22 protein-coding genes and 2 pseudogenes are annotated in these 23,929 nt (G+C 75.4%); 13 read left to right on the top strand and 11 right to left on the bottom strand.

All coding sequences use genetic code 11. The features are described from left to right. Positions 1-26: 26 nt before the first annotated feature. The 3 genes from L3X23_RS32695 (at position 27) to L3X23_RS32685 (ending at position 2,854) form a co-directional block, all read left to right on the top strand. On the top strand, positions 27-491 hold the full coding sequence (locus tag L3X23_RS32695; RefSeq protein WP_237197287.1) for a phage tail protein: 465 nt from the start codon (positions 27-29) through the stop codon (positions 489-491). A 519-nt stretch (positions 492-1,010) separates the two neighbouring features. Further along, on the top strand, positions 1,011-2,159 hold the full coding sequence (locus L3X23_RS32690; RefSeq protein WP_237197285.1) for a CaiB/BaiF CoA-transferase family protein: 1,149 nt from the start codon (positions 1,011-1,013) through the stop codon (positions 2,157-2,159). Continuing rightward, the gene (locus L3X23_RS32685) at positions 2,156-2,854 is read left to right on the top strand and encodes a GntR family transcriptional regulator (RefSeq protein ID WP_237197283.1); all 699 of its coding nucleotides are present in this window, start codon (positions 2,156-2,158) and stop codon (positions 2,852-2,854) included. Before L3X23_RS32690 ends, L3X23_RS32685 begins: the two co-directional genes overlap by 4 nt. Here the strand turns inward: L3X23_RS32685 and L3X23_RS32680 are convergent. The 3 genes from L3X23_RS32680 to L3X23_RS32670 form a co-directional block, all read right to left on the bottom strand. Then, on the bottom strand, positions 2,838-4,418 hold the full coding sequence (locus tag L3X23_RS32680; RefSeq protein ID WP_237197281.1) for a SpoIIE family protein phosphatase: 1,581 nt from the start codon (positions 4,416-4,418) through the stop codon (positions 2,838-2,840). The two genes, L3X23_RS32685 and L3X23_RS32680, sit on opposite strands and share 17 nt — an antisense overlap. 72 nt (positions 4,419-4,490) lie before the next feature. Continuing rightward, the gene (locus L3X23_RS32675) at positions 4,491-5,159 is read right to left on the bottom strand and encodes a response regulator transcription factor (protein ID WP_237197278.1); all 669 of its coding nucleotides are present in this window, start codon (positions 5,157-5,159) and stop codon (positions 4,491-4,493) included. Beyond that, a complete protein-coding gene (locus L3X23_RS32670) occupies positions 5,144-6,286 on the bottom strand; it encodes a histidine kinase (protein WP_237197276.1) in 1,143 nt (380 codons plus the stop codon). Before L3X23_RS32670 ends, L3X23_RS32675 begins: the two co-directional genes overlap by 16 nt. Before the next feature lie 165 nt (positions 6,287-6,451). On the opposite strand from L3X23_RS32670, the gene L3X23_RS32665 reads away from it, so the two are divergent. The 4 genes from L3X23_RS32665 to L3X23_RS32650 all read left to right on the top strand — a co-directional run bounded on the left by L3X23_RS32665 (position 6,452) and on the right by L3X23_RS32650 (position 11,409). Continuing rightward, the gene (locus L3X23_RS32665; RefSeq protein WP_237197273.1) at positions 6,452-7,138 is read left to right on the top strand and encodes a type II CAAX prenyl endopeptidase Rce1 family protein; all 687 of its coding nucleotides are present in this window, start codon (positions 6,452-6,454) and stop codon (positions 7,136-7,138) included. After that, the gene (locus L3X23_RS32660) at positions 7,135-8,811 is read left to right on the top strand and encodes a CocE/NonD family hydrolase (RefSeq protein WP_237197272.1); all 1,677 of its coding nucleotides are present in this window, start codon (positions 7,135-7,137) and stop codon (positions 8,809-8,811) included. Before L3X23_RS32665 ends, L3X23_RS32660 begins: the two co-directional genes overlap by 4 nt. Positions 8,812-8,882: 71 nt before the next feature. Next, a complete protein-coding gene (locus L3X23_RS32655) occupies positions 8,883-10,787 on the top strand; it encodes an alpha/beta fold hydrolase (RefSeq protein WP_237197267.1) in 1,905 nt (634 codons plus the stop codon). Between the two features lie 127 nt (positions 10,788-10,914). Beyond that, positions 10,915-11,409, top strand: a complete 495-nt coding sequence (locus tag L3X23_RS32650) for a glycosyltransferase family 9 protein (protein WP_237197265.1) — start codon at positions 10,915-10,917, stop codon at positions 11,407-11,409. A gap of 9 nt (positions 11,410-11,418) precedes the next feature. Here the strand turns inward: L3X23_RS32650 and L3X23_RS32645 are convergent, their stop codons facing one another. From L3X23_RS32645 to L3X23_RS32630, 4 genes are all read right to left on the bottom strand, one after another. Next, positions 11,419-11,628 (bottom strand): hypothetical protein, encoded by a 210-nt coding sequence (locus tag L3X23_RS32645; protein ID WP_237197263.1) that lies wholly within the window; start codon positions 11,626-11,628, stop codon positions 11,419-11,421. Continuing rightward, positions 11,592-12,077 carry a hypothetical protein gene (locus L3X23_RS32640; RefSeq protein WP_237197261.1) on the bottom strand — a complete coding sequence of 162 codons (486 nt, stop codon included), beginning with the start codon at positions 12,075-12,077 and terminating at the stop codon, positions 11,592-11,594. The genes L3X23_RS32645 and L3X23_RS32640 overlap by 37 nt, the downstream gene beginning before the upstream one ends. Before the next feature lie 92 nt (positions 12,078-12,169). Then, positions 12,170-13,870, bottom strand: coding sequence for a sigma-54-dependent Fis family transcriptional regulator (locus L3X23_RS32635; protein WP_237197259.1), 1,701 nt, complete (start codon positions 13,868-13,870; stop codon positions 12,170-12,172). A gap of 91 nt (positions 13,871-13,961) precedes the next feature. Beyond that, a complete protein-coding gene (locus L3X23_RS32630) occupies positions 13,962-15,131 on the bottom strand; it encodes an LLM class flavin-dependent oxidoreductase (RefSeq protein ID WP_237197255.1) in 1,170 nt (389 codons plus the stop codon). A gap of 149 nt (positions 15,132-15,280) precedes the next feature. Between L3X23_RS32630 and L3X23_RS32625 the strand changes: the two genes are divergently transcribed. From L3X23_RS32625 to L3X23_RS32605, 5 genes are read left to right on the top strand one after another with little or no spacing between them, the layout of a single operon-like run. Beyond that, on the top strand, positions 15,281-15,901 hold the full coding sequence (locus L3X23_RS32625; protein ID WP_237197254.1) for a hypothetical protein: 621 nt from the start codon (positions 15,281-15,283) through the stop codon (positions 15,899-15,901). A 38-nt stretch (positions 15,902-15,939) separates the two neighbouring features. Beyond that, a complete protein-coding gene (locus L3X23_RS32620; RefSeq protein ID WP_237197253.1) occupies positions 15,940-17,163 on the top strand; it encodes an FAD-dependent oxidoreductase in 1,224 nt (407 codons plus the stop codon). 56 nt (positions 17,164-17,219) lie between these two features. Continuing rightward, positions 17,220-18,116: an asparaginase gene (locus L3X23_RS32615; protein ID WP_237197250.1), complete on the top strand. Its 897-nt coding sequence runs from the start codon at positions 17,220-17,222 to the stop codon at positions 18,114-18,116. 57 nt (positions 18,117-18,173) lie between these two features. Then, on the top strand, positions 18,174-19,310 hold the full coding sequence (locus tag L3X23_RS32610; RefSeq protein WP_237197248.1) for a sorbosone dehydrogenase family protein: 1,137 nt from the start codon (positions 18,174-18,176) through the stop codon (positions 19,308-19,310). Between the two features lie 29 nt (positions 19,311-19,339). Beyond that, a complete protein-coding gene (locus L3X23_RS32605; RefSeq protein ID WP_093088420.1) occupies positions 19,340-19,645 on the top strand; it encodes a putative quinol monooxygenase in 306 nt (101 codons plus the stop codon). Between the two features lie 132 nt (positions 19,646-19,777). Here L3X23_RS32605 and L3X23_RS32600 read toward each other — a convergent pair. The 3 genes and pseudogenes from L3X23_RS32600 to L3X23_RS32590 form a co-directional block, all read right to left on the bottom strand. Then, positions 19,778-20,029 (bottom strand): annotated as a pseudogene (locus tag L3X23_RS32600) (LysR family transcriptional regulator); the annotation flags it as partial. Positions 20,030-20,120: 91 nt separating this feature from the next. Next, positions 20,121-20,177: pseudogene (locus tag L3X23_RS32595) on the bottom strand (hypothetical protein); the annotation flags it as partial. A gap of 55 nt (positions 20,178-20,232) precedes the next feature. Beyond that, positions 20,233-21,243: a hypothetical protein gene (locus L3X23_RS32590; protein WP_237197246.1), complete on the bottom strand. Its 1,011-nt coding sequence runs from the start codon at positions 21,241-21,243 to the stop codon at positions 20,233-20,235. Positions 21,244-21,358: 115 nt separating this feature from the next. Here L3X23_RS32590 and L3X23_RS32585 point away from each other — a divergent pair, with 115 nt between their 5' ends. Beyond that, positions 21,359-23,179 (top strand): hypothetical protein, encoded by a 1,821-nt coding sequence (locus L3X23_RS32585; protein ID WP_237197244.1) that lies wholly within the window; start codon positions 21,359-21,361, stop codon positions 23,177-23,179. A 32-nt stretch (positions 23,180-23,211) separates the two neighbouring features. On the opposite strand, the gene L3X23_RS32580 is transcribed toward L3X23_RS32585, so the two are convergent. Continuing rightward, positions 23,212-23,907 carry a Crp/Fnr family transcriptional regulator gene (locus L3X23_RS32580; protein WP_237197242.1) on the bottom strand — a complete coding sequence of 232 codons (696 nt, stop codon included), beginning with the start codon at positions 23,905-23,907 and terminating at the stop codon, positions 23,212-23,214. Positions 23,908-23,929: the final 22 nt, after the last annotated feature.

The raw sequence follows: 23,929 nt of genomic DNA, 5'->3' as shown, positions 1-23,929 counted from the left end.
ATCCGTCCCGACCGAGGGGGCCCGCCATGACCTACGTCGTGGACTTCCAGACCGTGTCGACCGTCGGCCTCGAGTCGTCACCGGTCGCGGACGCGCTCGCCGGCCTGCGGGCGAACGAGGCCCGCTACTTCAAGAACAAGTACGACCACGAGTTCACCGTGGAGCCCGCCGCAGACGCCCGGGACACCGTGGACTGGGTCCACGAGATCCTGCGGGACGAGCGGGACATCGTCATCGACTCCCCACCCCTGGAGGCGACGGCCTTCGAGGTCGGGGGCGTCAGGTGGGCCTACGTCTTCTACGCGAGCGGCCTGTCCGTCAACGTCCTCTACACCCTCGAGGACTCCGGCAAGCGCGCCGTCGGCTTCAAGCTGTCCGACGGCATGGAGGTCCCCGAGGAGCTCGCCACCCGGTTCAAGTTCGCCCGCCAGCGCTCGAAGCTGGCCGGCACCATCCGCGGCTCCTACTTCACCATCAAGACGGAGCACTGACGGGCTTTCGTCCGTTTCGCCCGCCCGTTCGGGCGTGCGAGAACCGATCGCACATCCCCGACTTCTCGGAGCCGGGCCGATTGGTCCACGCTCGAGGGGTGGGCCCGGGCCGCTCAGGCGCGACCCGTCAGGACCGTCGACCCGCCGGCCCCCTCGGCTCAGCCCGACGTGCTCCCGCCGCGGCGCGACCCGGCCTTGGCACCCGGCCGTCCATGATCCACGCTCCGGAAGCCCGGCGGTCGACTCGCGCACGATCCTCTCCCGACGGGTGGATCATTGGCGCGAGACGGACGGGACCACGCCACCACCCATCCGACGGCCCGACGACACGCGGACTCGGTCCAGGAAGGGCCATGATCCATTCCTCGGGAGCGGCGCGGTCGGATCCCGACCGCCTTCCTCCCCACGAGCGGATCATGGGCGAGCGCGAGCGGCCACGAACGGGACAGCCAGAGATGCCTCTCCCACTCAGATCATGCATGATGTGGCAGATCGTGCATTCTTGCTGAGGAGATCCGGATGCCCCCGCTGCCCCTGGACGGGCTCGTCGTCGTCTCGTGCGAGCAGGCGGTCGCCGCCCCGCTCGCCACCCGCCACCTGGCCGACCTCGGCGCCCGGGTGATCAAGGTGGAGCGGCCGGGCGGCGGGGACTTCGCCCGCGGCTACGACCGGACCGTGCGGGGGATGTCCAGCCACTTCGTGTGGCTCAACCGGTCCAAGGAGAGCATCGCGCTCGACCTCAAGGACCCGGCGGGCGTCGAGACCGTGCTGCGGCTGCTGGAGCGGGCGGACGTGTTCGTGCAGAACTTCGCCCCCGGCGCCGCGGAACGCCTCGGGCTCGGCGCCGCCGCCCTGCGCGCCCGCTTCCCGAGGCTGGTGACCTGCTCGATCTCCGGCTACGGCGCGAGCGGGCCCTTCCGCGACGCGAAGGCCTACGACCTGCTCATCCAGTCCGAGGCGGGGCTCGTCTCGATCACCGGGACCGAGGAGGCGCCCGCCAAGGCGGGCATCCCGGCCGCGGACATCGGCGCCGGCATGTACGCGTTCAGCGGGATCCTCGCGGCGCTCTACGAGCGCGACCGCACCGGCGTCGGCACCGAGGTCGAGATCAGCCTCTTCGACTCGCTCACCGAGTGGATGGGCTATCCGCTCTACTACGCCGAGTACGGCGGCACCCCGCCCCGGCGCACCGGCACCAGCCACGCCGCGATCGCCCCGTACGGCACCTTCGCCGCGGGCGACGGGACCGAGGTCGTGCTGTCGATCCAGAACGAGCGCGAGTGGGTGGCGTTCTGCACCGACGTGCTGCGGACCCCCGAGCTGGCCGTCGACCCCCGGTTCGCCACCGGGGCCGGGCGGGTGGCCGAGCGGGAGGCCCTGCAGGCCGCGATCGACGCGGTGCTGTCGACGCTGAAAGGCGAGGAGTTCCTCGACCGGCTGGCCGGGGCGCGGATCGCGCACGCCCGGCAGCGCGAGCTCGCGGACGTCCTCACCCATCCCCAGCTGAGCGCGCGCGACCGGTGGACCGAGGTGGACTCCCCCGTCGGCCCGCTGCGGGCGCTGCGGCCGCCGATCACCCTGCCCGGCAGACCCGCCCGGATGGGCGCCGTCCCCGAGGTCGGCGAGCACACCGACGCGATCCTCGCCTGGCTGGGCGACCGGGGGTGAGCAAGCGCGACCTGGTCGTCGACGCCCTGCGTCGGGACATCCTCGCGGGGACGCTCGCCCGCGGCGCCCGGCTCCGACAGGACGAGCTGGCGCGCCGGTTCGGGGCCAGCATCACCCCGGTGCGGGAGGCGTTGGGCCTGCTGGAGGCCGAGGGGCTCGTGGTGGCCGAACCCCATCGCGGCGTCCGGGTCGCCGGTGTGGACCTGGCGCAGGTGACGGCGACCTACGTGGTCCGCAGGCTCACCGAGGCCTACGCGGTGCGCCGCGCGACGCTCCGCCTCTCCCGGCGCGACCTGGCGCGCGCCCGGGCCCTGCTCGACGCCGAGCCCACCGGGGACGCGGGCGAGGACCCGGCCGCCGCGCGCGACCGCAACCGGGACTTCCACTTCCTCTGCTACGACCGGTGCGGCATGCCCGCCCTGGTCGACCGGATCGCCGCGACCTGGCGGGCGTTCCCCTGGGACCTGACGCTGCACGAGCGCTCCGCGGCCTCGCGCGCCGAGCACGAGGCGATCCTGGCGGCGCTCGAGGCGGGCGATCCCGAGGCCGCCGCCGCGGCGACCGAGCAGCACCTGCGGCAGGGCTTCGCGTCGGTGCTGCTGCAGCTCACCGGACGCCCGGGGCCGGACCCCTTCGACATCGACGTCGACCTCGATGGGGACGCCGAGGAGGCGGCGGTCAGCCGTCGAGGGTGAGGTCCGCGACGATGGTCTTGCCCTCGCCGTCGTGGTGGACGGTCCAGGACTCGACGATCGAGTCCACCATCCGCAGGCCGCGCCCGCGCAGGGCGTGCGCGTCCACCGGCCGGACCTGCGGCGGGGCCGCGGAGCCGTCGGTGACCTCGAGGCGCAGCGCGTGCGGGCCGAGGACCGCGGTGAGCCGGAAGGGGGTCCGGGCGTGGTCGGCGGCGTTCATGGCGAGCTCGTAGGCCACCAGCACGGCGTCGTCCACCCGGTCCTGGTCCACGTCGTTGGCCTGCAGGAACGCGGCGATCTCCCGGCGGACCTCGACGCAGGACTCGGCGGTGGGCTCGTGGTCCCACACCCGCCGCTGCTCGACGGCCGGGGTGTGGGTCAGCAGCGCGACGGCCAGGTCGTCGGTCCGCAGCGGCATCCGCGCGTCGACCGCGGCGAGCACCTGGTCCAGCACCGCGCCGGGCTCGTCCTTCCAGGTGGGCCGGTTCAGCAGGCCGTCGAGCAGGTCGACCAGCCCGTCGGTCCAGAGCACGTCGCCCCGGTCGTCCCGGGCCTCGATGAGCCCGTCGGTGTAGAGCAGCAGCGCCCACTCCCGCGGCAGCGGCACCCGGACGGCGGGCCAGGTCGTCCCCAGCCGCACCCCGAGCGGCACGCCGAGCCCGCGGTCGGGGAGCAGGCTCGGGGTGGTGCCGTCGATGAGCAGCGGCGCGGGGTGGCCCGCCAGGTAGAGGTCGAGGTGGCTGCGGTCCGCGGGCAGCGAGATCATCGCGACGGTGGTGAACAGGATGGCGTCGTGCCGCTCGGTCACCAGCAGCTGGTCGAGCACCGGGAGCACGTACTCGGCGGGCATCCCGGCCAGCACCAGCGTGCGCCACGCGATCCGCAGGCTGACCCCGATCGCGGCCTCGTCCGGCCCGTGCCCGCTGACGTCCCCGACGATCGCGTGCACGCTGCCGTCCGCGATCTCGACGGTGTCGTAGAAGTCCCCGCCGAGCAGCAGCTGCGCGTTCCCCGGCTGGTAGCGGCTGGTCACGGTCAACGCGCGGTCCCGCAGCAGCGGGGTGGGCAACAGCCCGCGGCCCAGCCTGCGGTTCTCCCGCTCGTGCACCTGTGCAAGCTGCAGCTGGCCCGCCAGCCGGTCCGCGCGCCGCCGCTCCACCGCGTACTGCACCGCGCGGGTGAGCAGCGGACCGTCGACCCGCCCCTTGACCAGGTAGTCCTCGGCGCCCGCGGCGACCGCGGCCCGGCCGCGGGTCTCGTCGACGTCCCCGGTCAGGACCACCACGGCCGGGTGGTCGGGCACCTCCAACAGGCGCAGCAGCCCGTCGAAGCCCGCCGCGTCCGGCAGGTTCATGTCCAACAGCACGCAGTCCGCGGCGACCACGGCGGTCAACGCCTCGGCGAGGGTGCGGGCGCGCGCCACGTCCCGGATCTCCCCGACGTCCGCGAAGAGCTCGGTGACGAGCAGCGCGTCCCCGTCGTCGTCCTCCACGAGCAGCACGCGCACCGGAGCCTGCGCCGGTGCGACGTCCTCACCGGAGATCGCGGGCTCGGGGTCCATCATGCGGCCGCCACGGGAGGCACTCTAGCGCCGGCCCCCGGCGGGTGCAGGGCCCAGTGGTCGGCCCGCTGGCCGCTACGGATCGGCGTCCAGATCGGCGTCGTGGACGAGCAGCGCCACCTGCACGCGGTTGTTCAGGTCGAGCTTGGTGAGGATGGCGGAGACGTGCGTCTTCACCGTGGCCAGGCCGATGTGCTGCCGGGCGGCGATCTCGGCGTTGGAGCGCCCGGCGCCGATCTCCAGGGCCACCTGCCGTTCGCGCTCGGCGAGCAGGCCCAGCCTGCGGCGGGCGGCCTGCGCCCGGGTGTCGTGGCCGCCCTCGGCGACGCGGTCGATCAGCCGCCGCATCACCTCGGGGGACAGCACGGGCCTGCCCTCGGCCGCCTGCCGGATCGCCACCACGAGCTCTTCGGGCGGGGTGTCCTTCAGCAGGAACCCGGCGGCACCCGCCCGCAGCGCGCGCAGCACGTGGGCGTCGGCGTCGAACGTGGTCAGGACGACGACCTGCGGCGGGTCCGGCCGCCTGCGCAGCGTCTCGGTGGCGGTCAGCCCGTCCATCCCGGGCATCCGGATGTCCATCAGCACGACGTCCGGTGCGTGCGCCTCGACCAGCGCGATCGCCTCGGCCCCGTCCCCGGCCTCCGCCACCACCTCGACGTCGGGCGCCCCGCGCAGCATCATCGTCAGCCCGAAGCGGACGACGGCGTCGTCGTCCACGACCAGGACCCTCACCGTGTCGGCCACGGCACCCACATCCCCACCCGCCAACCCCCCGACTCCGTCGGGCCGTGTTCCAGCCTGCCGCCGAGCAGGGCGGCGCGTTCCCGCAGCCCGCGCAGCCCCTCGCCGGAGCCCGCGCCCGACGGACCGGACGCCGCGACCGGGCGCGCGTTGACCACCTCGGCCGACAGGCCGGGGCCCGGGCCGCCCTCGATCCGCACCGTCGTCGGCGCGCCCGCCGCGTACCGGCGCACGTTCGTCAGCCCCTCCTGGACGAGCCGGTAGAGGGTGCGGCCCGCGGTGGCGGGCACGTCCGCGGCGGGCACGCCCGTCTCGTCCCGCAGCTCCACGGGTGTGCCCGCCGCGCGCGTCTCCTCGACCAGCTCGGCGACGTCCGCGATCCCCGGCAGCGGCAGCTCCCCCTCGGGGGCGCGCAGCACGCCGATCACCTCGCGCAGGTCCTGCAGCGCCCGGTGCGAGCTCTCGCGGATCACCTCGGCCGCCCTGGCGACCTCCTCGGGGGTGGCGGAGCGGTGGTAGGTCAGCGCCCCCGCGTGCACGCTGAGCAGCGACAACCGGTGGCCGAGGACGTCGTGCATCTCGCGGGCGAGGGTCTCCCGGGCCTCGAGCTGGGCCCGCTCGGCCCGCAGCCGCGCCTCGACCTCCGCGCCCTCGGCCCGCTCCCGCAGCGACGCCACCAGCTCGCGGCGGCTGCGCACCACCAACCCCCACGCGACCGCGACGCTGTACCCGGTCACGCCCGCCGCCAGCACCCACTCGACCGCGATCACCGGCTCGGGCCGCAGCACCACGTACCCGCCGTACGCGAGCAGCGTCGCGGCGAGGAACGTGATCGCGACCCGCGCGGGCCGGTGCACCGCCACCGTGAACAGGGCGACGAGCAGCGGCCCCAGCACTGACTCCGCGAACACCGACACCACGACCAGCGCGGCGGTCAGCGCGACCGGGAACCGCGTGCGCCACCACAGGGCCACGCAGCCGAGCGCGCCGAGGGCGAAGTCGAGCGACAGCAGCCAGGTGGGGGCGCCCGCGGGGTTCGCCAGCCGGTACCGCGCCGCGGACAGGCCGACGAGCACGGCGACCACGAACATCGCCGCGGTCCTGGCCCGGCGCCACCCTCGCTCGCTCATCGAGGACGGAGCCTAGAGCGGTCGTCGCGGCCACACCTCCGTCCGATGGTCGACTCCGCGAGCGTCGTCTCCGTCGGAAGTCGGAGTGCGCCTCCGCCGTCGGTCACCACATCCGAGGCCGACGAGCGATCCGCAGGTGCGGGTGGTCTTCCTAGCGTCCTCGCCATGACCACAGCGACACGCAGTCGACCGACCGCCGAGTCCCGCGCCCCCGGCTGGGGCGAGATCGTCGCGGGCCTGGTGCTGATGGGGGTCGCGGTCTACCGCGTCCCGATCGCGCTGGAGCCGCAGGCCGCCGCGCTGGGACCGTGGTACGACCCGATCCTGCTGGCGCTGCCCGCGGTGGCCGCGCTCAGCGGCTTCTTCGCCGCGGCCCGGACCCGGCTCCGCGACCTCGGCGCCGTCGGGATCCGCCGGGCCTCCGGACCCGCGCTGCTGGCGGGGGCCGGGCTGGGGGTCGTCGCGCTCGGGCTGACCGTCGGCGTGACCCTCGGCCTGGAACGCCTGGGGGTGCCGTCCGGGGCCGCCGCGCCGAACACGAGCGTCCTGGGCCTGGTGATCCTGGGCCTGGTGCTGCCGCTGACCTGGGAGCTGCTGTTCCGCGGCGTGGTGACCACGGCCCTGCTGCGCCACGGCGCGGTCGTCGGGGTGCTGGGCAGCGCGGTGCTCTCCGCCGCCGCCGCACTGCTGGTCCTGTTCTTCCTCCCGACGGCCTCGGTCGGGGTCGTGTCCGCCGCCGTCGTCGGCCTGATCGCCGCCGCCCTGCTGCGGCGCACCGGGTCGGTGTGGCCCGGCGTCGTCGCCCACGTGGTGTGCCACTCGCTCGCGCTCGCCCTGGTGGTGCTGTCGTGAGGCGGCTGCTCGCCACCGGTGTCCTGTCCCTGGTGCTGCTCGCGGGGTGCGGCGCCGGGGACACCCCCGCCGCCGCGGTCGCCACGGACACCCGGTCCGTCACGCACGCGGAGAACGACCGCGTCCCCGAGGGGGCCCGCTGGACCCAGCACTACTTCCCGACGCCCGACGGAGTCGAGCTCCACGCGGACGTCCTGCTGCCCGCGGACCTCCCGCCGGACGGGAAGGTGCCCCTCGTCCTGTCCGCGGGGACCTACTTCGGCCACTCCGGCCAGCTGAGCGTGGAGGGCTTCGCCCACACCGGCCCGTCCGCCCGGTTCGACGACCTGGTCACCGAGGGCCGCCTGCTCGAGCGCGGCTACGGCCTGGTCATGGTGGACCTGCGCGGCTTCGGCGGCTCCACCGGCTGCACCGAGGCGATCGGCGGGAACGCCGACCGCACGGACGTCCGGGCGGCGCTCGACTGGGCCGCCGCGCAGCCCTTCTCCACCGGCTCGGTGGGCATGTACGGCAAGTCGATGGACGGGATCACCGCGCTGATCGGGAACAACCTGGACCATCCGGCGCTCAAGGCCGCGATCGCGCAGGAGCCCATCTGGGACATCCAGCGGAACATGCGTTCCGGCGGCGTCCCCCGCTCCACGACGGTCTCCGTGCCCTCGATCTACAACCAGCTCGCCACCCAGCCCCAGATGCCCGACGACGACCCCCGCTACCTCGCCAACGCCGCCTGGGACTCCCCCGCGGGGCCGCACCCGGAGTGCACGATCCTGAACACGGCGTCCTACATGGACCCGAACCCGGAGTCCGAGACGTGGACGCTCCGGAACCTCGCCGCGCACGCGAAGGGCACCGACACGCCACTGTTCGTCACCCAGGGCTTCCTGGAGTGGAACACCGACGCCGAGGGCATGCAGGAGTTCCTCGCGAACCACGCGGGCCCGCAGCGCGCCTGGCTGGGGCAGTGGGACCACAAGCGCGGCGGGGAACGCACCGCCGACGGCCGCCTGGAGCTGGGCCGCGAGGGCTGGTTCGACGAGGTGTTCTCCTTCTACGACCAGTACCTCAAGGGCGTCGCACCGACGACCGCGTACCCGAACGTGCTGGTCGAGGACAGCACCGGAGCGTGGCGGGCCGAGGAGAGCTGGCCGCGGGCCGACCGGACCGGGTCCGTGGCGCTGGCGGGTGGGTCGTATACGGACGATGGCGCGACCTCGTCCTACGTCCAGCGGTCCGAGCCGGTGGCACAGCCCACCCGGCTGACCAGCATCCCGCGGGTGTCGCTGACCATCCGGGGCACCGGGAACGTCATGGTCCGCCTGCACGACGTCGCCCCCGACGGCAGCGCCGTCGTCTTCGACCAGCAGGTCTCCCTACTCCAGCCCGGCGAGACCACCGTGGCGCTGCGGTCGACGGACTGGACGCTGCCCGCCGGGCACGCCCTCGCCGTCGAGATCGGGACGGTGCAGCCCGGCGCCCCGATGGTGAACGACTGGCTGCCGACCGTCTCGAACCAGGAGATCACGGTGCTGGGCGGGCGGCTGGACCTGGCGCTCGACGATCCCGCCCGGGACACCGCGCAGCCCGGGACACCCGCGCCCTGGATGGAGCTCTACCGGCTCACCCAGGCGTCCACCCCCGCGGCGGTCGCGCCGACCTTCCGACTCCCGTGAGCCCCGGTCTTGACCGTGCCGCGACGGCACAGGTTCTGCTGGGGACACCACCGACGAGAGGAGCACACCCGGTGACCACCACCGAGTCGATCGCCGAAGCCCGCCTGATCCCGCTCGAGGAGTTCTTCTCCGACCCGGAGTTCTCCGGAGCGAGCCTGTCCCCCGACGGCACCCGCATCGCCTATCTCGCCCCGGAGAGCGGCAGGCGCAACGTCTGGGTCCGCGGGATCGACCAGCACCACGCCGACGCGGTGTGCGTCACCCACGACACCCGCCGCGGCGTCGGCAGGTACCACTGGACCGACGACCCGCGCTGGCTGCTGTACGAGCAGGACACCGACGGCAACGAGGACTGGCACCTCTACCGCGTCGACCTCGACGCGCCCGACGAGCCCGCCGTCGACCTCACCCCGCTGCCGCCGGGGTCCCGGGTGGTGGGCGTCGACCTCCTGGAGGGCGTGCCCGGCAGCGTCCTCGTGCTGATGAACCGGCGCCCGCTGTACTTCGACTACTTCCGGGTCGACGTCGCGAGCGGCGAGACCACGCTGCACCTGGAGCAACCGGGTCCGGGCGAGACGGTCCTGCTGGACCCGGCGGGCCTGCCCGTCTTCGCCTCCCGGCTGGTGGACGGCGAGTGGCACGTCGCCGCGGTCGACCCGGACGGGCGGCAGCGGCCGATCCACACCGCGGGCGGGGCCGAGCACCCGGTGGGCGTCCTGCCCCAGTACGTCACGCCGGACGGCCGGGGCCTGCTCCTGGGGTCCTACGGCGACGGTGACGACCTGCAGCTGATCCGGCTCGACCACGCGACCGGCGAGCGGACCGTCGTCGCCGCCGTCGAGGGACACGACCTGGACACCCTCGGGGCGCTCGACCCGCGGCTGCCCCCGATCCTGTTCACCCGGCGCGGCAGCGGCGAGGTGCTGGCCGCCCGCTTCGTGGGCGACCGCGGCCACATCGAGGTGCTCGACCCGGAGTTCGCCCCGGTCTACGCGCAGCTCGCCACGCTGTCCGACGGCGTGCTGGGCACGCTGTCCTCCGACGAGGCGGGCCGCCGCTGGATCGCCACCTTCCTCCACGACCGCGAACCGGCCGTGACCTGGCTCTACGACCACGAGACGGGCGAGCGCCGGGAGCTGTTCCGGCCCTACCCGCACCTCGACGCGGCCGACCTGGCACCGATGCGGGCCGTCCACTTCCCGGCCCGTGACGGCCTGCCGCTGCACGGCTTCCTGACCCTGCCGGTCGGCGGGCGTCCGGAGGCGTTGCCGCTGGTGGTGCTGGTCCACGGCGGACCGTGGGCACACGACAGCTGGGGCTACGACCCGCAGGCCCAGTTCCTCGCCAACCGCGGGTACGCCGTGCTGCACGTCGAGTTCCGCGGCTCCACCGGGTACGGGCGGCGCCACCTCACCTCGGCCGTCGGGGAGCTCGCGCGGGCGATGCACACCGACCTGATCGACGCCGCCGACTGGGCGGTGGCCGAGGGGATCGCCGACCCGGAGCGGATCGGCGTCTACGGCGGGTCCTACGGCGGCTACTCCGCCCTCGTCGCCGTGACCGTGACACCGGACTACTTCGCGGCCTCGGTGGACTACGTGGGGATCTCCGACCTCGTCGAGTTCCTGCGGTCGGTCCCGGAGTTCGCGCGGCCCGGCCTGGTCGCCAACTGGTACCGCTACGGCGGCGACCCGGACGTCCCGGAGCAGCACGCGGACCTGCTGGCCCGCTCGCCCATCACGATGGTCGACCGGATCCGGACGCCGCTGCTGGTCGCCCAGGGCGCCAACGACGCCCGGGTGAAGCAGTCCGAGTCCGACAACATCGTGGCCTCGCTGCGCGAGCGCGGGATCCCGGTCGAGTACCTGCTCGCCGAGGACGAGGGCCACGGCTTCGAGAACCCGGAGAACCAGATGCGGCTCTACCGGGCCATCGAGCGCCACTTCGCCACGCACCTGGGCGGGCGTTCGGGCTGAGTCCGGCAGCCGGGGCACCCGCGGGGGTGATCTCGGGTATGCGCGGGCCGGCTGCGGGTAACGCTTCGGCATGAACGAGTCCGAGGCGACGACGCCTTCGACGGATCACCGCTGAGCGGGGGCGACGATGACGAAGCTGCTCATGCCGCCCGCGCCGGTGTCCGCCGGGCGCGCCGTCCCCGCACCGCGCACCGCGAACCCCGGCCCCGGCGGCGCCGTGGTGATCCATCCCGGCAGCCGCCGGTGGCCGGTCGAGCGGTTCGCCGCGCTGGCCCGCCGCTTGCATCCCGCGGGGACGGTGGTGCTCACCGGGCAGGCCGCCGAGCGGCCGACCGCGCTGGCGGTCGCCGCCGAGGCCGGGCTGCGCCCCGACCAGGTGCTCGCCGGGCGGACGACGGCGGCGGAGCTGGCGGCCCTCGTCGCCGGCGCCGCGCTGGTCGTGACCGGCGAGCCCCTCGTCGCGGACCTGGCCGCCACCCACGGCCGCCCGTCGGTCGTCGTCGGCGGACCGCCGACGACCAGGCCACCCGGGCCGCACCGCGCGCTCGTGCGGCATGGCGACCCGGACGGCCTGCGGATCGGGGTGGACGAGGTGCTCGAAGCCTGCGTCGCCGTCCTCTGAGGGCTGTTCCTACACGGGGAACCGGAGGATCGCGCCGAGCCCCTCGGGCAGGTCGGGGGCGGGGTCCTCGCGGTCGAAGAGCTGCACGTCCGCGCCCGCCGCGACCGCCGCCCGCAGCACCGCGGACGCGGCGGGCACCGGCCCGACGGTCCGGCTGCCCAGCGTGACCAGCTCGGCCTCGGTCAGGCCGAGCGCCCCCGGCTCGGACCCGACCCACACCGCACGCTCCCCGACGGCCTCCGGGGCGAGGAACAGGACCTCGACGGCGGACGCCCGACACGCCGCCACGACCTCCTCCAGACCGCGCGCCGCGAACCCCTCGTCGCGGCCCACTGCCCCACCACCGCGGACAGGTCGGCCACCACACCCCAGGAGGCCGCCTCGGCGGTCGGGCGCCCCCGGGTCCGGAGGTCGACCAGCACCTGCTGCGGGTCGGCGACCAGCACCCGGCCCGCCGGACCGACCGCGGTGGGCGCGTCGGTGACGGCGTCGTCGAGCCTGGTCAGGACGTCGTTCGGCGCCCCCTGATCGGCCAGCCGGTCGCGCAGCGCGCGCCACCGCAGGCGGTCCTGGTCGTCGGCGTCCTCGGTGTCGTGCGTGGTGTCGAGCACGACCGTCGCGAACGGCCCGTCGGACTCGCACACCGGGCGCAACCGGTCCAGGTGCATGTCGTCCTCTCCTCTCGTCGGCTGGAGTGCCTCGGCTACCCCGAGGAGCCCCGACGGCACCTCGGCGGCACCTCAGCGACACCTCGGCGACGTCACCCGAGGCGGTACGCGCGCAGCTTCGCGTAGAGGGCGGTGCGGGAGATGCCCAGCTCCTTGGCCACGGCGGACTTGTTGCCGCGGTGGTCGGCCAGCGCGCAGGCGATCACCGCCGCCTCGGCGCGCTCCAGCGGGGTCGGCGCCCGGCGGGCCGCGGCGGCCGCGACGTCCGCGGGCAGGTCGGCGACCTGTACGACCCCGCCGCGGGCGCGCCGCCCGGCGTCTCGCACCACCCGGAACAGCTCGCGGAGGTTGCCCGGCCAGGCGTGGCGCCGCAGGCCTGCCAGGGCCTCGACGGCGAGGGTCAGCCCGTCCGCGTCGAGGAGCTCCTGGGCGAGCGCGGCCACGGCGTCCGGGCGGCGGCGCAGCGGCGGCACCGCGACCGTCGCGGCGCCGAGCCGGTCCAGCAGCAGCGCGGCGCCCTCGGCGGGCTCGCCGGTCACGGTGAGCCCGAGGTGCGGGCGCGGCGCCCGGTCCAGCTCGGCCGCCACCGCCCGCGCGGCCGGGACGTCGAGCAGCTCGACGTGGCAGAGCACGAGCGGGCCGGGCGGCGCGGCCCGCAGGGCGCGGACCCACTCTCCCAACCCGTCCGCGGGCAGGGTCGCGGCGTCGAGGACGGTCGCGCCGGGCCAGCGGTCGCGCAGCAGGGTCAGCTTCCCGACGCCGGGCTCGCCGGTCACCGCCACCGGCTCCCCGTCCGCGAGCTGCGCCACCCGCTGCGCGGCGACCCGCCACGGATCCGGTGCCGGGGTGGACGGCACTGTTGACCCGACCGTGGACCGCACCGAAGACCGCGACCCGGACCGCGACCCGGACGGCGCACCGGACGGCACGGCCCGGGGGCGCCCGGCGACCGGGTCGACGACGGTCAGCAGCGCCCCCGTGGGCGTCGACCCGTCCCGCAGCACCTCGACGTCCGCGCGCAGCGTGCCCAGCGAGACCTCGCCGCGGTCGGGCAGGTCGCGCACCTCGGCCCAGAGGTCGCGGTGGTCCAGCCCCAGAGCGGCGCCCGCGGCGTCGGTGATCAGCACGTCCTCGCCGACGATCGCGACCGGGCCGGTCCCGCGGCGGCGGGCGTGCAGGAACGCGTCGAGCAGCAGGCGCTCCCGGCGGCTCGCGGACTGCCAGAGCGCGGCGTGGATCTCCTCGACCAGGGTCTCCACGACGACGGTGAGCAGCGGGTTCGTGTGCTCGGCCCGGCAGGTGACGTTGACCGCGCCGACCGTGCGCCGGGTGATCGGGTGGCGGATCGGCGCCGCCACGCAGGTGACGTGGTGGAAGCGCTGCACGAAGTGCTCCGAGCCGCGCACCAGGGCGATCCGGCCGGTCTCCAGCGCCGTGCCGAGCCCGTTGGTGCCGATGAACTCCTCGTCGAAGCAGAACCCCTCGACCACGGACAGGTCGTCGAGCGTGGTCCGCAGCGCGGGCTCGGACACCCAGCGCCAGAGGACGGCGCCGCGCTCGTCGGACAGGGCCAGGCACGAGCCGTCCCCGGTCAGCAGCTCGGCCATCCGGGACAGGATCGGCACCGCGATCCGCGCCAGCCGGGTGTCCGGGTCCGCGTCGGTGAACGGCACGTCGACGTGCTCGGGATCCACGCCGTGCAGCCGCGACCGTCGCCAGGAGGTGAGCACCTCCGGCCGCAGGTCGGTGGGCTCGTCCCCGGACTGGAACCGCTCCCAGGTGCTCACCGTCATGGTCACCTTCCCCGCCGAGACCGCGCCGACAGTGGCCGTCCCCGGCCCGATCATCGGCCGGGGACGGCCCGCACGTCCACTCCCCCGAAGGTCAGCCCTTCTCGGCGAGCTCCTTCTCGTAGCGCTTCGTCATGTGGTCGACGGCGTCGAGCTGGGTCTGGGCGTGCGCCTCGCGCGTGGAGGACGCGCGGTCCTTGGCGGCGAGGGTGCCCGCGGCCTGGTCCTGGAACTCCGGGAACACGTGCTGCGCGATCAGCTCGTAGGACCGGCGGGTGGCCGCCGGGCTCGCCCACTCGTGGCCCAGCAGCAGCATCGCGCCGAACCCGCCCGACTGGTCCCACAGCTTCTGGACCTGCGCCTTCGCGTCCTCGACGGTGCCGATGGCGCCGATTCCCGCCTCGTTGACGAAATCGATCATCTCGCGCAGGTTCGAGCCGTCGACGGCCATCTGCGGGAACGCCGCGACCTTCTGGAAGTACTGGAACCAGTGCTCGATGCCGTACTCGACCTCCTGGTAGGCCTGCTCCCGGGTCTCGGCGATGTGCATGAGCCCGACCAGGCGCCACTTCGACCGGTCCGGCGTCGGCCCGCCGTAGTGCGCGGCCCGCTCCTCGACGACGTTCCAGTGGTGGGCCAGGGCGTCGAACCCGTCCGCGGACAGGGTGGCGCCGATCGACAGCAGCCCGACCCCGTGCTGCCCGGCCATGCGCGGCCCGGTGGGGCTCGCGACGGCCGCGACCGCGACGTCGAAACACGGGTCGGTGTAGGGCCGCAGCTGCAGCTGGGCGTCGACCAGCTCGTGGGTGCGGGTGGTCTGGGTGACGACCTCGCCGCGCAGCAACCGCATGATGATGTCGAGGTTCACCTCGAGCAGCTCGCGGGTGTCGGTCGGGTTCAGGCCGATCATGGACGAGTCGGTGGGCAGCGAACCCGGGCCGCAGCCGAGCATCGTGCGGCCCCGGGTCAGGTGGTCGAGCAGCACCATCCGGTCCGCCACCCAGAGCGGGTTGTGGTAGGCGATCGACGTGACGCCGGTGCCCAGCTTGATGTGTCGGGTGCGCTCCGCCGCGGCGGCGATGAAGATCTCCGGGGAGGCGATGATCTCGCTGCCCGCGGAGTGGTGCTCGCCGATCCAGGCCTCGTCGTAGCCCAGCCGGTCCAGGTGCTCGACCAGCTCGAGGTCGCGCTGCAGCGCGAGCGTGGGGTTCTGGCCCGGGGCGTGGAACGGGGCGAGGAACGTGCCGAAGCGGAGTCTGGTCATCGTCGACCTCCGAGATCTGTGGACGTGCGCTGGACTGAGCTGGACTGAGCCGTGTGCTCCGGCCCACAGGATGACCCCGGGCGCTCACCCGGAGGTGTGCGGAATCCAGACACCTGTGACACCGGGGCGGACCCGTTCGATGTCCGGGCATGAAGTGGTTGCGGGAGGGCGGCTGGTACCTGGTGCTCGACGTCGTGACGCTCGGGATCGGCTCGCCCATCCCGTTCGCGCACGCCGCGGTGCGGCTCAGGCGGCCGCTCGCGTTCGTCTGGCCGGTGCTCTACGCCGCCGCGGTGGTGGCGCTGCTGGTCGCCGTCGAACCGTCCGAGACGCGCACGGACAACACCGTCGGCGGGTTGATCATCGGGTTGATGGTCGTGGCGTTCTGCCACCTGCTGTGGGTGCGGCGCCAGGTGTGGCCCGCCACCCGGGCACCCGTCGACCCCGCCATGGCCGAGGCGCTGGCCGCGCGGGAGAAGCGCGCGCAGGCGCGGCGGATCGTGGCGGAGGACCCGGCGCTGGCCCGCGAGCTGAAGATCGGCCGTCCGGACCTCGACCCGCAGTTCGACGACGGCGGGCTGGTGGACCTCGGCGGCGCCCCGGCCGCGACCATCGCGCAGGTGTGCGCCATCGACCCCGACCTGGCCGACCAGATCGTGCGCACCCGCGAGGCCCGCCCCTTCGACACCCTGGAGGACGCCTTCACCTGGGCCGACATCCCGTACGCCCAGTGGGAGCGCATCCGAGACCGAGCGGTCGTCGTGCGCTGACCCGTGCATCATCTCGATGGTGGAGATATTGTCGGGTCATGGATCCGGTACGCGTGGTCGGTGGCGGTCCCGGCGGGATGCTGCTGGCCTACCTGCTCGCCCGCGCCGGGATCCCGGTGACCCTGCTCGAAGGCCACCGGGACTTCGACCGGCGCTTCCGCGGGGACTCGCTGCACCCGTGGACCCTGGAGACCCTCGACGAGCTCGGGCTGGCGGACGACCTGCTGCGTCTGCCCCACTTCCCGGCCCGGTACTTCCGCTTCCACACCCCCGCGGGCACGCTCACCCCGACCGACTACGGCGCGCTGGACAGCCGGTTCCCGTACGTCGCGCTCATGCCGCAGGCACGGTTCCTGGAGTTCCTCGCCGCGAAGGCCGCCGAGCTGCCGACGTTCGAGCTGCGGCTCGGCGCGCGGGTGACCGGCCTGGTCGTCCGCGACGGGGTCGTCACCGGCGTCGAGGTCGGCGGCGAGCTCGGCGGCGAGCTCGGCGGCGAGCTCGGCGGCGAGGAGCTGCCGGCGAGCCTGGTGGTCGGCGCGGACGGGCGGTTCTCGAAGGTCCGCACCCTCGCCGGGCTGCCCGCGACGTCCCTGGGCGCCCAGACCGACGTCCTGTGGTTCGCCCTGCCGCGTCGCGCCGACGACCCCCCGGAGGCGGACGTCGACCTGTACTTCGGCGCGGACCGGTACGTCGGGCTGCTGGGCGGGCCGGACGAGTGGCAGGTGGGCTACTCGCTGCCCAAGGGCGGGTACGCGGCGGTGCGCGCGGCGGGCGTCGAGCCGATCAAGGAGTTCCTCCGCGAGCACGTCCCCTGGCTCGCCGACCGCGCCGACCTGCTCACCGACATGAACCGGACCACGCTGTTGTCGGTGGACATCGCCAGGGTGGAGCGCTGGTACCGCCCCGGCCTGCTGCTGATCGGCGACGCCGCGCACGTCATCTCCCCGGTCGGCGGCAACGGGATCCTGATGGCCCTGCAGGACGCCGTCGCCGCGGCGAACCGGCTGGTCCCGGCGCTGCGCGCGGGCGGGGTGCACGAGACGGACCTCAGCGCGGTGCAGCAGGACCGGGAGGCCGCGATCCGGGAGGTGCAGGCCGCCCAGGTGCGCACGGAGCGGCGGGTGGTGCGGGCCCGCGAGCGGGACCGCACCATCGCCCCGCCGCGGTTCCTGCGGTGGGTCTTCGCGGTCCCCGGGGTCCGCAAGCGCTCCGCGACGCGCAACGCCTACGGCCCGAACCCGCCCCACCTGTCCCACTCGTGAGTGGCGATGGTCGCTCCGGCGACCATCGCCACTCACGGCGTCCTTAGGGTCGGGGCATGCTGAACGGTGCCGAGCCGCTTGCGACCGTGATCCGGTCGGGCTTCCCCGAGTCCCTCCACCTGGGCCACCTCGCCGTGCTCGGCGGGGCCTCCCGCGGGAACCCCGCCGCGACCTTCCTGCCGCGCTCCTCGCTCAAGCCCGTGCAGGCCGCGGCGATGCTGCGCGCCGGGCTCGACCTCGACGGCGAGCTGCTCGCGCTCGCCGCCGCCTCGCACTCCGGGCTGCCCTTCCACCAGGAGGGTGCGCGGCGCATCCTCGCCGGCGCCGGGCTGGGCCCCGACGACCTGGACAACACCCCCGACGCCCCGCTGGCGGACGCGTGCGCGGAGGCCACCCGCCTCGCCCAGAACTGCTCCGGCAAGCACGCCGCCATGCTCGCGACCTGCGTCGCCGCGGGCTGGGACACCGCGGGCTACCGGGATCCCGGGCATCCGCTGCAGAAGGCGATCCGCCGCCACGTCGAGACCCTGACCGGGGACGACGTCACCCACACCGCCGTCGACGGCTGCGGCGCCCCGCTGTTCTCCTGCACCGTCGGCGGGCTGGCGCGGGCCTTCGCCGCACTGGCCACCGCCGACCCGGACTCACCGGAGGGTCGGGTCGCGGCGGCCGTCCGCGCGTATCCGGAGTGGCTCGGCGGCCCCGGGCGGCCGGTCACCCGGTTCCTGCAGGCCGTGCCCGGGCTGGTGGCGAAGGACGGCGCGGAGGGCGTGTTCGCCGCGGCGCTGCCGGACGGGCGGGCGTTCGCCCTGACCGTGCTGGACGGGTCGGCCCGGCCGGTCCCCGCCGTCGTCGCGCACGTGCTGGCGCAGTGGGGCGCCGAGACCGGGGACGTCGGGCACGTCCCCGTGCTGGGGCACGGCGACGAGGTCGGCCTCGTTCGGGCGATCTGACCGTTTCGGGTGGGTCGGGTCCGGCCGCGTCACCCACCCGGGGATAGCGTGGGGCGGGTGCGCTCCCTGACGCGATCCGTCGCAGGCGCGGCCCTGGTGCTGGTGGTCGCGGCCGGCTGCTCGGCCGAACCCCCGTCCCCGCCGCCCGCCACGCCCACCGCCACCCCGGAGGCGGCGCCCTCCGCACCGGTCACCCCCGGCACCGTGCTGAACCCCGGTGAGCCGCGGGAGCTGGTGACCGGGATGGAGGTGCCGTGGGGCATCGCCTTCCTGCCGGACGGGTCGGCGCTGGTCACCCAGCGGATCCCGGCCACGATCTCCCGCGTCGACCCGGACGGGCGGGTCACCGAGCTGGGCCGGGTCGAGGGCGTCACCCCCACCGGGGAGGGCGGCCTGCTCGGCATCGCGCTGTCCCCGGGCTACGCGACGGACCGCACGGTGTTCGTCATGTTCACGACCTCGAACGACAACCGGGTCGTGAAGATCGTCGCCAACCCGGACGGCACCATCGACGGCTCCCGCGGCAACCAGCAGGAGGTCGTCACCGGGATCACCAAGGGCGGCAACCACGACGGCGGGCGGCTCGCCTTCGGCCCGGACGGCTACCTCTACATCACCGCGGGCGAGGCGGGCCGCGGCGATCCCGCGCAGGACCGGGACGACCTCGGCGGCAAGATCCTGCGGGTCACCGCGGACGGCGCGCCCGCACCCGGCAACCCGTTCGGCACCCCGGTGTACACGCTCGGGCACCGGAACCCGCAGGGCCTGGCCTGGGACCCGAGCGGCCGGCTGTACGCGGCGGAGTTCGGGCAGAACAACCTCGACGAGATCAACCTGCTGCAGCCCGGCGGCAACTACGGCTGGCCGGAGGTCGAGGGGCAGGAGGGCCGGGACGGCTTCCTGGACCCGGTGGCCCAGCAGCCCGTGCGCAACGCGTCGTGGAGCGGCCTGACCTACGCGGGCGGCTCGCTCTACGCGGGCGCCCTGCGCGGCGAGCGCCTGTTCCGCTACCCGGTGAACGCCGACGGCGGCCTGGGCGAGCCGCAGGTCCTCTTCGAGGACGTCTACGGCCGCATCCGCACCGTGGCGACGACCCCGGACGGCCGCGCGATCTGGTTCACCACCAGCAACCGGGACGGCCGGGGCGACCCACGAGACGGCGACGACCGGATCATCGTCCTCCCCCTGTCCTGAGCGCGCCGCCGCCCCTTTACGGTCTCCCCATGAAGGTGGGCAGGTACGTACGGATGGTCGCGACGCCGGGGGCGGGCGCCGCCCTGGCCGACGGCCTGCTGGCCGTCGCCGAAGGGATGCGCGCGGCCGCGGGCTGCGAGCTCTACGTCGTGAACCGCACCCCGGACGAGGAGGACGTCGTCTGGGTCACCGAGGTGTGGGCGGACGAGGCGTCGAGCGACGCCGCGCTCAACCAGGACCTCGGCGAGGCGGGCCTCGGCGCCGTCCTCCCCCTGCTCGCGGCGCCGCCGGAGTTCATCGAGCTCACCCCGATCGGCGGCCCCGGGCTCAGCTGAGCCGCCAGACCGCCGCCACGGCGGCCCACTCGCTGTCGAGGGCGCGGCGGAGCAGACCTCCAGCACCGCCCCGGGCGACAACGCGCGGCGCGGCACCACCGCGATCCCCGCCCCGGCCGCGGCCAGGGCCACGACGGTGCCCGATCCGTCCGCCCGCGTCCGGTAGCGGGGCACCGGGGCGTGCGGCCCGATCCGCCCGCTGATCATCTCCTGCAGCGGGGCGTCGGCCCGCAGCCCGACCATGGGGTGCTCGACGACGTCGGACCAGGTCAGCGCGTCCCGCCCGACCAGCACCCCGCCCGCCGCACCGATCACCACCAGCGGGTCGTCGGCCGGCCGCACCGAGTCCGGGAGCCCCGCCCGCGCGACATCGGCCGAGACCACCCCCAGGTCCGCCTCGCCCGCGGCCAACCTCCCGACGGACTCGGAGCGGCACACCCGCCGAGTCCTCCAGGGCGCGCACCCGCGCGCCGGCCGACGGCAGGCTCAGGTGCACCCGCCGCGCGCCCGCGGTGATCGACCCCTCCGCCACGACGGCGACGAACAACCGCAGGTCGGTGAGGTCGTAGCGCACCCCCGGACGGTACCTACCGGGTGCGCTCGACCCGGCAGGTGCCGGACGCCGTCGTCGCACCCGGCGGCAGGGCGCCGCGCTTCTGTGCCCAGCTCGAATCCCCCGCCTGGTCGGCGGCGTAGCTGTCCTGCAGCCACTGCCCCGCCCCCGGGTCCGCCTCGACGACGAAGAGGTCCCGCACGGACCCGATCGGCGAGTCGAAGGTCAGCACGTAGGACGCGAGCCCGGTGTCCGTGCGGACCGGCGCCTTCGCGTAGAAGGGCAGCCCCTCGGTGAACAGCCGCAGCATCAGCCAGTAGGTGTCCCCGGGGGCCGCGGGCTCGATCACCTCGACGTCCACCCGGATGCTCTGCGGGATGCCCGCCGCGCCGTCCGCACCGGTCACCGCGAGGAACCGGACGGTCCCGCCCGGGCCCGGGTCGCACGCGACGCCGGTGGGGCCGACGGCGAGATCGGCGCCCGGCAGGGCGAGCGGCGACACGGCCGCCGCGGAACCCGCGCCGGACTCCGCGGGGTCGCCCGCGCGCCCGAGGTACAGCCCGAACCCGGTCCCGGCCGCGAAGAGCAGCAGGCCCACGGCGGCGAGCAGCACGGCCCGTCGGCCGCGCCGGGGAGGCGGCGACGGCGCGGCGGCGGGCTCGTCCTCGTCGCCGGGCTCCGCGTCGTCGGTCTGTGGGTCGGGCAGCGCCGCCCACGCCGTACGAGCCTCGGTCCACCGGGCCTCGTACGGGTCCGGGTCCACGCCGTGCACCACGAGGAACGCCCGCACCGACGGCCACCGCGGGAGCGCGGTGCGTCCATCGGGTCCACGGCGCGGGCTGAGCATCCGCGAGCAGGTCGCGGAGCTGACCGTCACCAGATCGGCACCCCGTGTCCGCGCGTCCACGATCGCGTCCTCGACGGACCGGAGCCGGGCGAAGGGGCCCTCGGTGTAGACCGTCCGCAGGTCCGTGACGACCGCGCGCAGGGCCGCGGGCAGCCCGTCCTGCAACGGGTCGAGTCCCTTCTGCGGCACGGCGGTCACCCCCAGCTCGATCTTGGAGGGGGTCGCCGCAATGTTGCCGTTGATTACACATCGCAGGTCAGAGCCTTGCCTTCACGCTTCCGTCACCGATGATCTGTCCATGGGGTTCGCGGGGGTGAGACGGCTGACGCTCCGGGTCGACGCGCCCGCGCGCGCCGTCGTGCAGATCGGCGAGATCGTCCTGCCCGTTCCGGAGGGGACGCCGAGCGCGCCGCCCGCCCGGCCCGGACCGCTGCTCGGCCGCGCCGGGGAGCTGGCCCGGATCGTCCGGGCGGTCGAGGGGGCCGCCCGGGCGGTCGTGGTGACCGGCGGGCCCGGGTCGGGGCGCAGCGCGACCGCCGTCGAGGCCGCCCACCGGCTGGCCCCGCGGTTCCCCGACGGGGTGCTGGCCGAGACGCTCGACGACCGGCCGGTGTCCGCCGCGGACCTCGCCCGGCGGGTGCTCATCGCGCTCGGCGAGCCGGACCCGGCGCCCGATCCCGTGTCCGATCCCGTCACCGATCCCGTGGCCGGGTGCCGCGCCGCGCTGGCCCGCCGCCGGGTCCTCCTCCTGCTCGACGACGCCGCGGACGCCGCCGCCGTCGACCTCCTCCCGCCGGGATCGCGGTCCGCCGTGCTGCTCACCGCCCGCCGCGGGCTGGGCCTGCCCCGGGTCCGGCTCGGCAGGCTCGACCCCGCGGCCGCGGCGGCACTGCTCGGCAGCGACGACCCGAGGATCCTCGCCGCCTGCGACGGCGTGCCGCTCGCGCTGCGGATCGCGGCGCTGCGCCTCGCGACCGAACCCGTCTCCGCCGTGGCCGAGGCGCTGACCCCGGCCCACCGGACCCTCTCCGCGCTGCGGGTCGGCGACCGGGGGATGCGGGAGGCGGTGCAGCGGGCGGCGGCCGCGCTCCGCCCCGGGCCCCGGGCGGTGCTGCGCGGGCTCGGGGCCTTCCCGCTGGCGGACGTGACCGCCGAGACCGCGGCCGCGCTGACCGGGATCTCCCGGGCCGAGGCCGAGTCGGCGCTCTCCGCGCTCGCCGACGCCGATCTGCTGCGCGGCCGGGCGTGGGGCCGGTACGAGATCCCGGTCCTGGTCCGCCGCTTCGCCGAGGAGGACGCGCGCGACCGCGGCGGCCCGCGTGAGACCGCCGCCGCCGGGGACCGGATCGCCCGGGTCTACGCCACGGCGCTGGAGCGCGCGGACCCGAGCTGGTGGGCGGCGGAGTGGCCGAACCTCGTGCCGCTCGCCCGGCACCTCGACGGCCGGGACCGGCACCGCCTCGACCACCTGGCGGACGTCGCCGCCGATCGCCGGCGCAGCCGGGCCCCCTGGGCGGCCTGGTCGGAGATCCAGCGGGCGGCGCTGCGCCACGCCGAGGCCGAGGGGCCACCGCACCGGCGGGCGGCGCTGCAGGTCCGGCTCGCGCACGCGCTGCGCGAGCGCGGTGATCCCGGCGCCGCGCTCGCGATGCTGGCGGGTGCCGAGGAGCGCTTCGCCGACGCGGGCGACCCGGCGGCCGCGGCCGACGCGGCCCGCGCCATCGCGGACGTGCACCGGGACCGGGGCGAGCGGGCGCTCGCCGCGACCGGCTACCGGAGGGTGCTGGGCGCGCTCGCCGCCCACACGGGCGCCGACGCGCTCCGCACGACCGCCTGGGCGCTGTCCGGGCTCGGCGAGCTCGCCGCGGCGGAGGGCGACACCGCGCGGGCGACCCGCCTGCGGCGGGCGGCGCTAGACCGCTTTCGCGCCCTCGACGACGCGGCCGGGCTCGCCGCCGTCGACTACCAGGCCTCCAGCTCCAGGGTGGTCGGCAGCGCCGCGCCATCGTGGCCGAGCAGGGCGAGCACGTCGTCCGGCTCGGGCTCGGGCGGATCGGGGTCGGGCTGGGCGGAGCTCACGGGGGCACCCTCCGGGGTCGCGAGCCACCATCGTCCACCGAATCCGGTCCGCTGATGTGGCACCGGTGCGAGAAGACGGGGGTGGGCTCAGGCGGCGCCGTCGACCCGGACGGCGAGGGCGGCCCGATCGAGCACCCGCAGCCGGCGCGGGCGCGAGCGGTAGCCGGTGTCGACGAGCCCGGCCTCCTGCAGGCGGGCGAGCTCCAGCCCCACGATGCGGGTGCCCGCCCCGACCAGGTCCGCGATCCGGCCCTGCGACAGGGGCACGTCGATGACCACGTCGTCCCCCTGGCCCGGCGTGCCGAACTCGTCCGCGTGGTCCAGCAGCACCCGCCCGATCCGGGTGCCGATCCGGCCCTGGGCGTAGCGGACCCGCCGGTCGGTGACCGCCCGCATCTTCGCCACGACGGCGGCGCTGAGCGCCTGCCCGGCCCGCGGGTCGGCGGCGAGGAAGCGGTCCAGCACCGGACGCGGCAGGACCCGACAGCGGGTGGCCGCGACCGCGCGGACCATGGCCGAGCGCGGCCTGCGGTCGAGGTACCCGAACTCGCCGAGCAGCGAGCCCGGCCCGCGGAAGGCCAGGAACACCTCGTCCCCGGCCGGGTCGGCGACGCTCACCGCGGCCAGCCCGGCCTCCAGGACCAGCATGGACTCCGACGGCGAGCCCTCGAACAGCAGCGTCTCGCCGCTCGCGAACTCGGCCTGGTGCCCGAGCCCGCACAACGCGTCCCAGAGCTCGGCGTCGAGCAGCGCGCTGCTCGGGAGAGCCTCGTGGACCGACACCCGTCACCCCCACGGTCGTCGC

This window comes from Pseudonocardia sp. WMMC193 (assembly GCF_021728735.1).
GTDB classification, from domain to species: Bacteria; Actinomycetota; Actinomycetes; order Mycobacteriales; family Pseudonocardiaceae; genus Pseudonocardia; species Pseudonocardia oroxyli.
Note: the sequence above shows the minus strand (reverse complement) of the source record. Positions and strands in the feature narration are given on the sequence as shown.

Coding starts and splice junctions, on each gene's coding strand:
- L3X23_RS32690 (WP_237197285.1), top strand. CDS start 1,011: ATGCCCCCGCTGCCCCTGGACGGGCTCGTCGTCGTCTCGTGCGAGCAG.
- L3X23_RS32630 (WP_237197255.1), bottom strand. CDS start 15,131: ATGACCAGACTCCGCTTCGGCACGTTCCTCGCCCCGTTCCACGCCCCG.
- L3X23_RS32640 (WP_237197261.1), bottom strand. CDS start 12,077: ATGCACCTGGACCGGTTGCGCCCGGTGTGCGAGTCCGACGGGCCGTTC.
- L3X23_RS32695 (WP_237197287.1), top strand. CDS start 27: ATGACCTACGTCGTGGACTTCCAGACCGTGTCGACCGTCGGCCTCGAG.
- L3X23_RS32605 (WP_093088420.1), top strand. CDS start 19,340: ATGAAGGTGGGCAGGTACGTACGGATGGTCGCGACGCCGGGGGCGGGC.
- L3X23_RS32620 (WP_237197253.1), top strand. CDS start 15,940: ATGGATCCGGTACGCGTGGTCGGTGGCGGTCCCGGCGGGATGCTGCTG.
- L3X23_RS32635 (WP_237197259.1), bottom strand. CDS start 13,870: ATGACGGTGAGCACCTGGGAGCGGTTCCAGTCCGGGGACGAGCCCACC.
- L3X23_RS32615 (WP_237197250.1), top strand. CDS start 17,220: ATGCTGAACGGTGCCGAGCCGCTTGCGACCGTGATCCGGTCGGGCTTC.
- L3X23_RS32650 (WP_237197265.1), top strand. CDS start 10,915: ATGACGAAGCTGCTCATGCCGCCCGCGCCGGTGTCCGCCGGGCGCGCC.
- L3X23_RS32680 (WP_237197281.1), bottom strand. CDS start 4,418: ATGATGGACCCCGAGCCCGCGATCTCCGGTGAGGACGTCGCACCGGCG.
- L3X23_RS32665 (WP_237197273.1), top strand. CDS start 6,452: ATGACCACAGCGACACGCAGTCGACCGACCGCCGAGTCCCGCGCCCCC.
- L3X23_RS32670 (WP_237197276.1), bottom strand. CDS start 6,286: ATGAGCGAGCGAGGGTGGCGCCGGGCCAGGACCGCGGCGATGTTCGTG.
- L3X23_RS32625 (WP_237197254.1), top strand. CDS start 15,281: ATGAAGTGGTTGCGGGAGGGCGGCTGGTACCTGGTGCTCGACGTCGTG.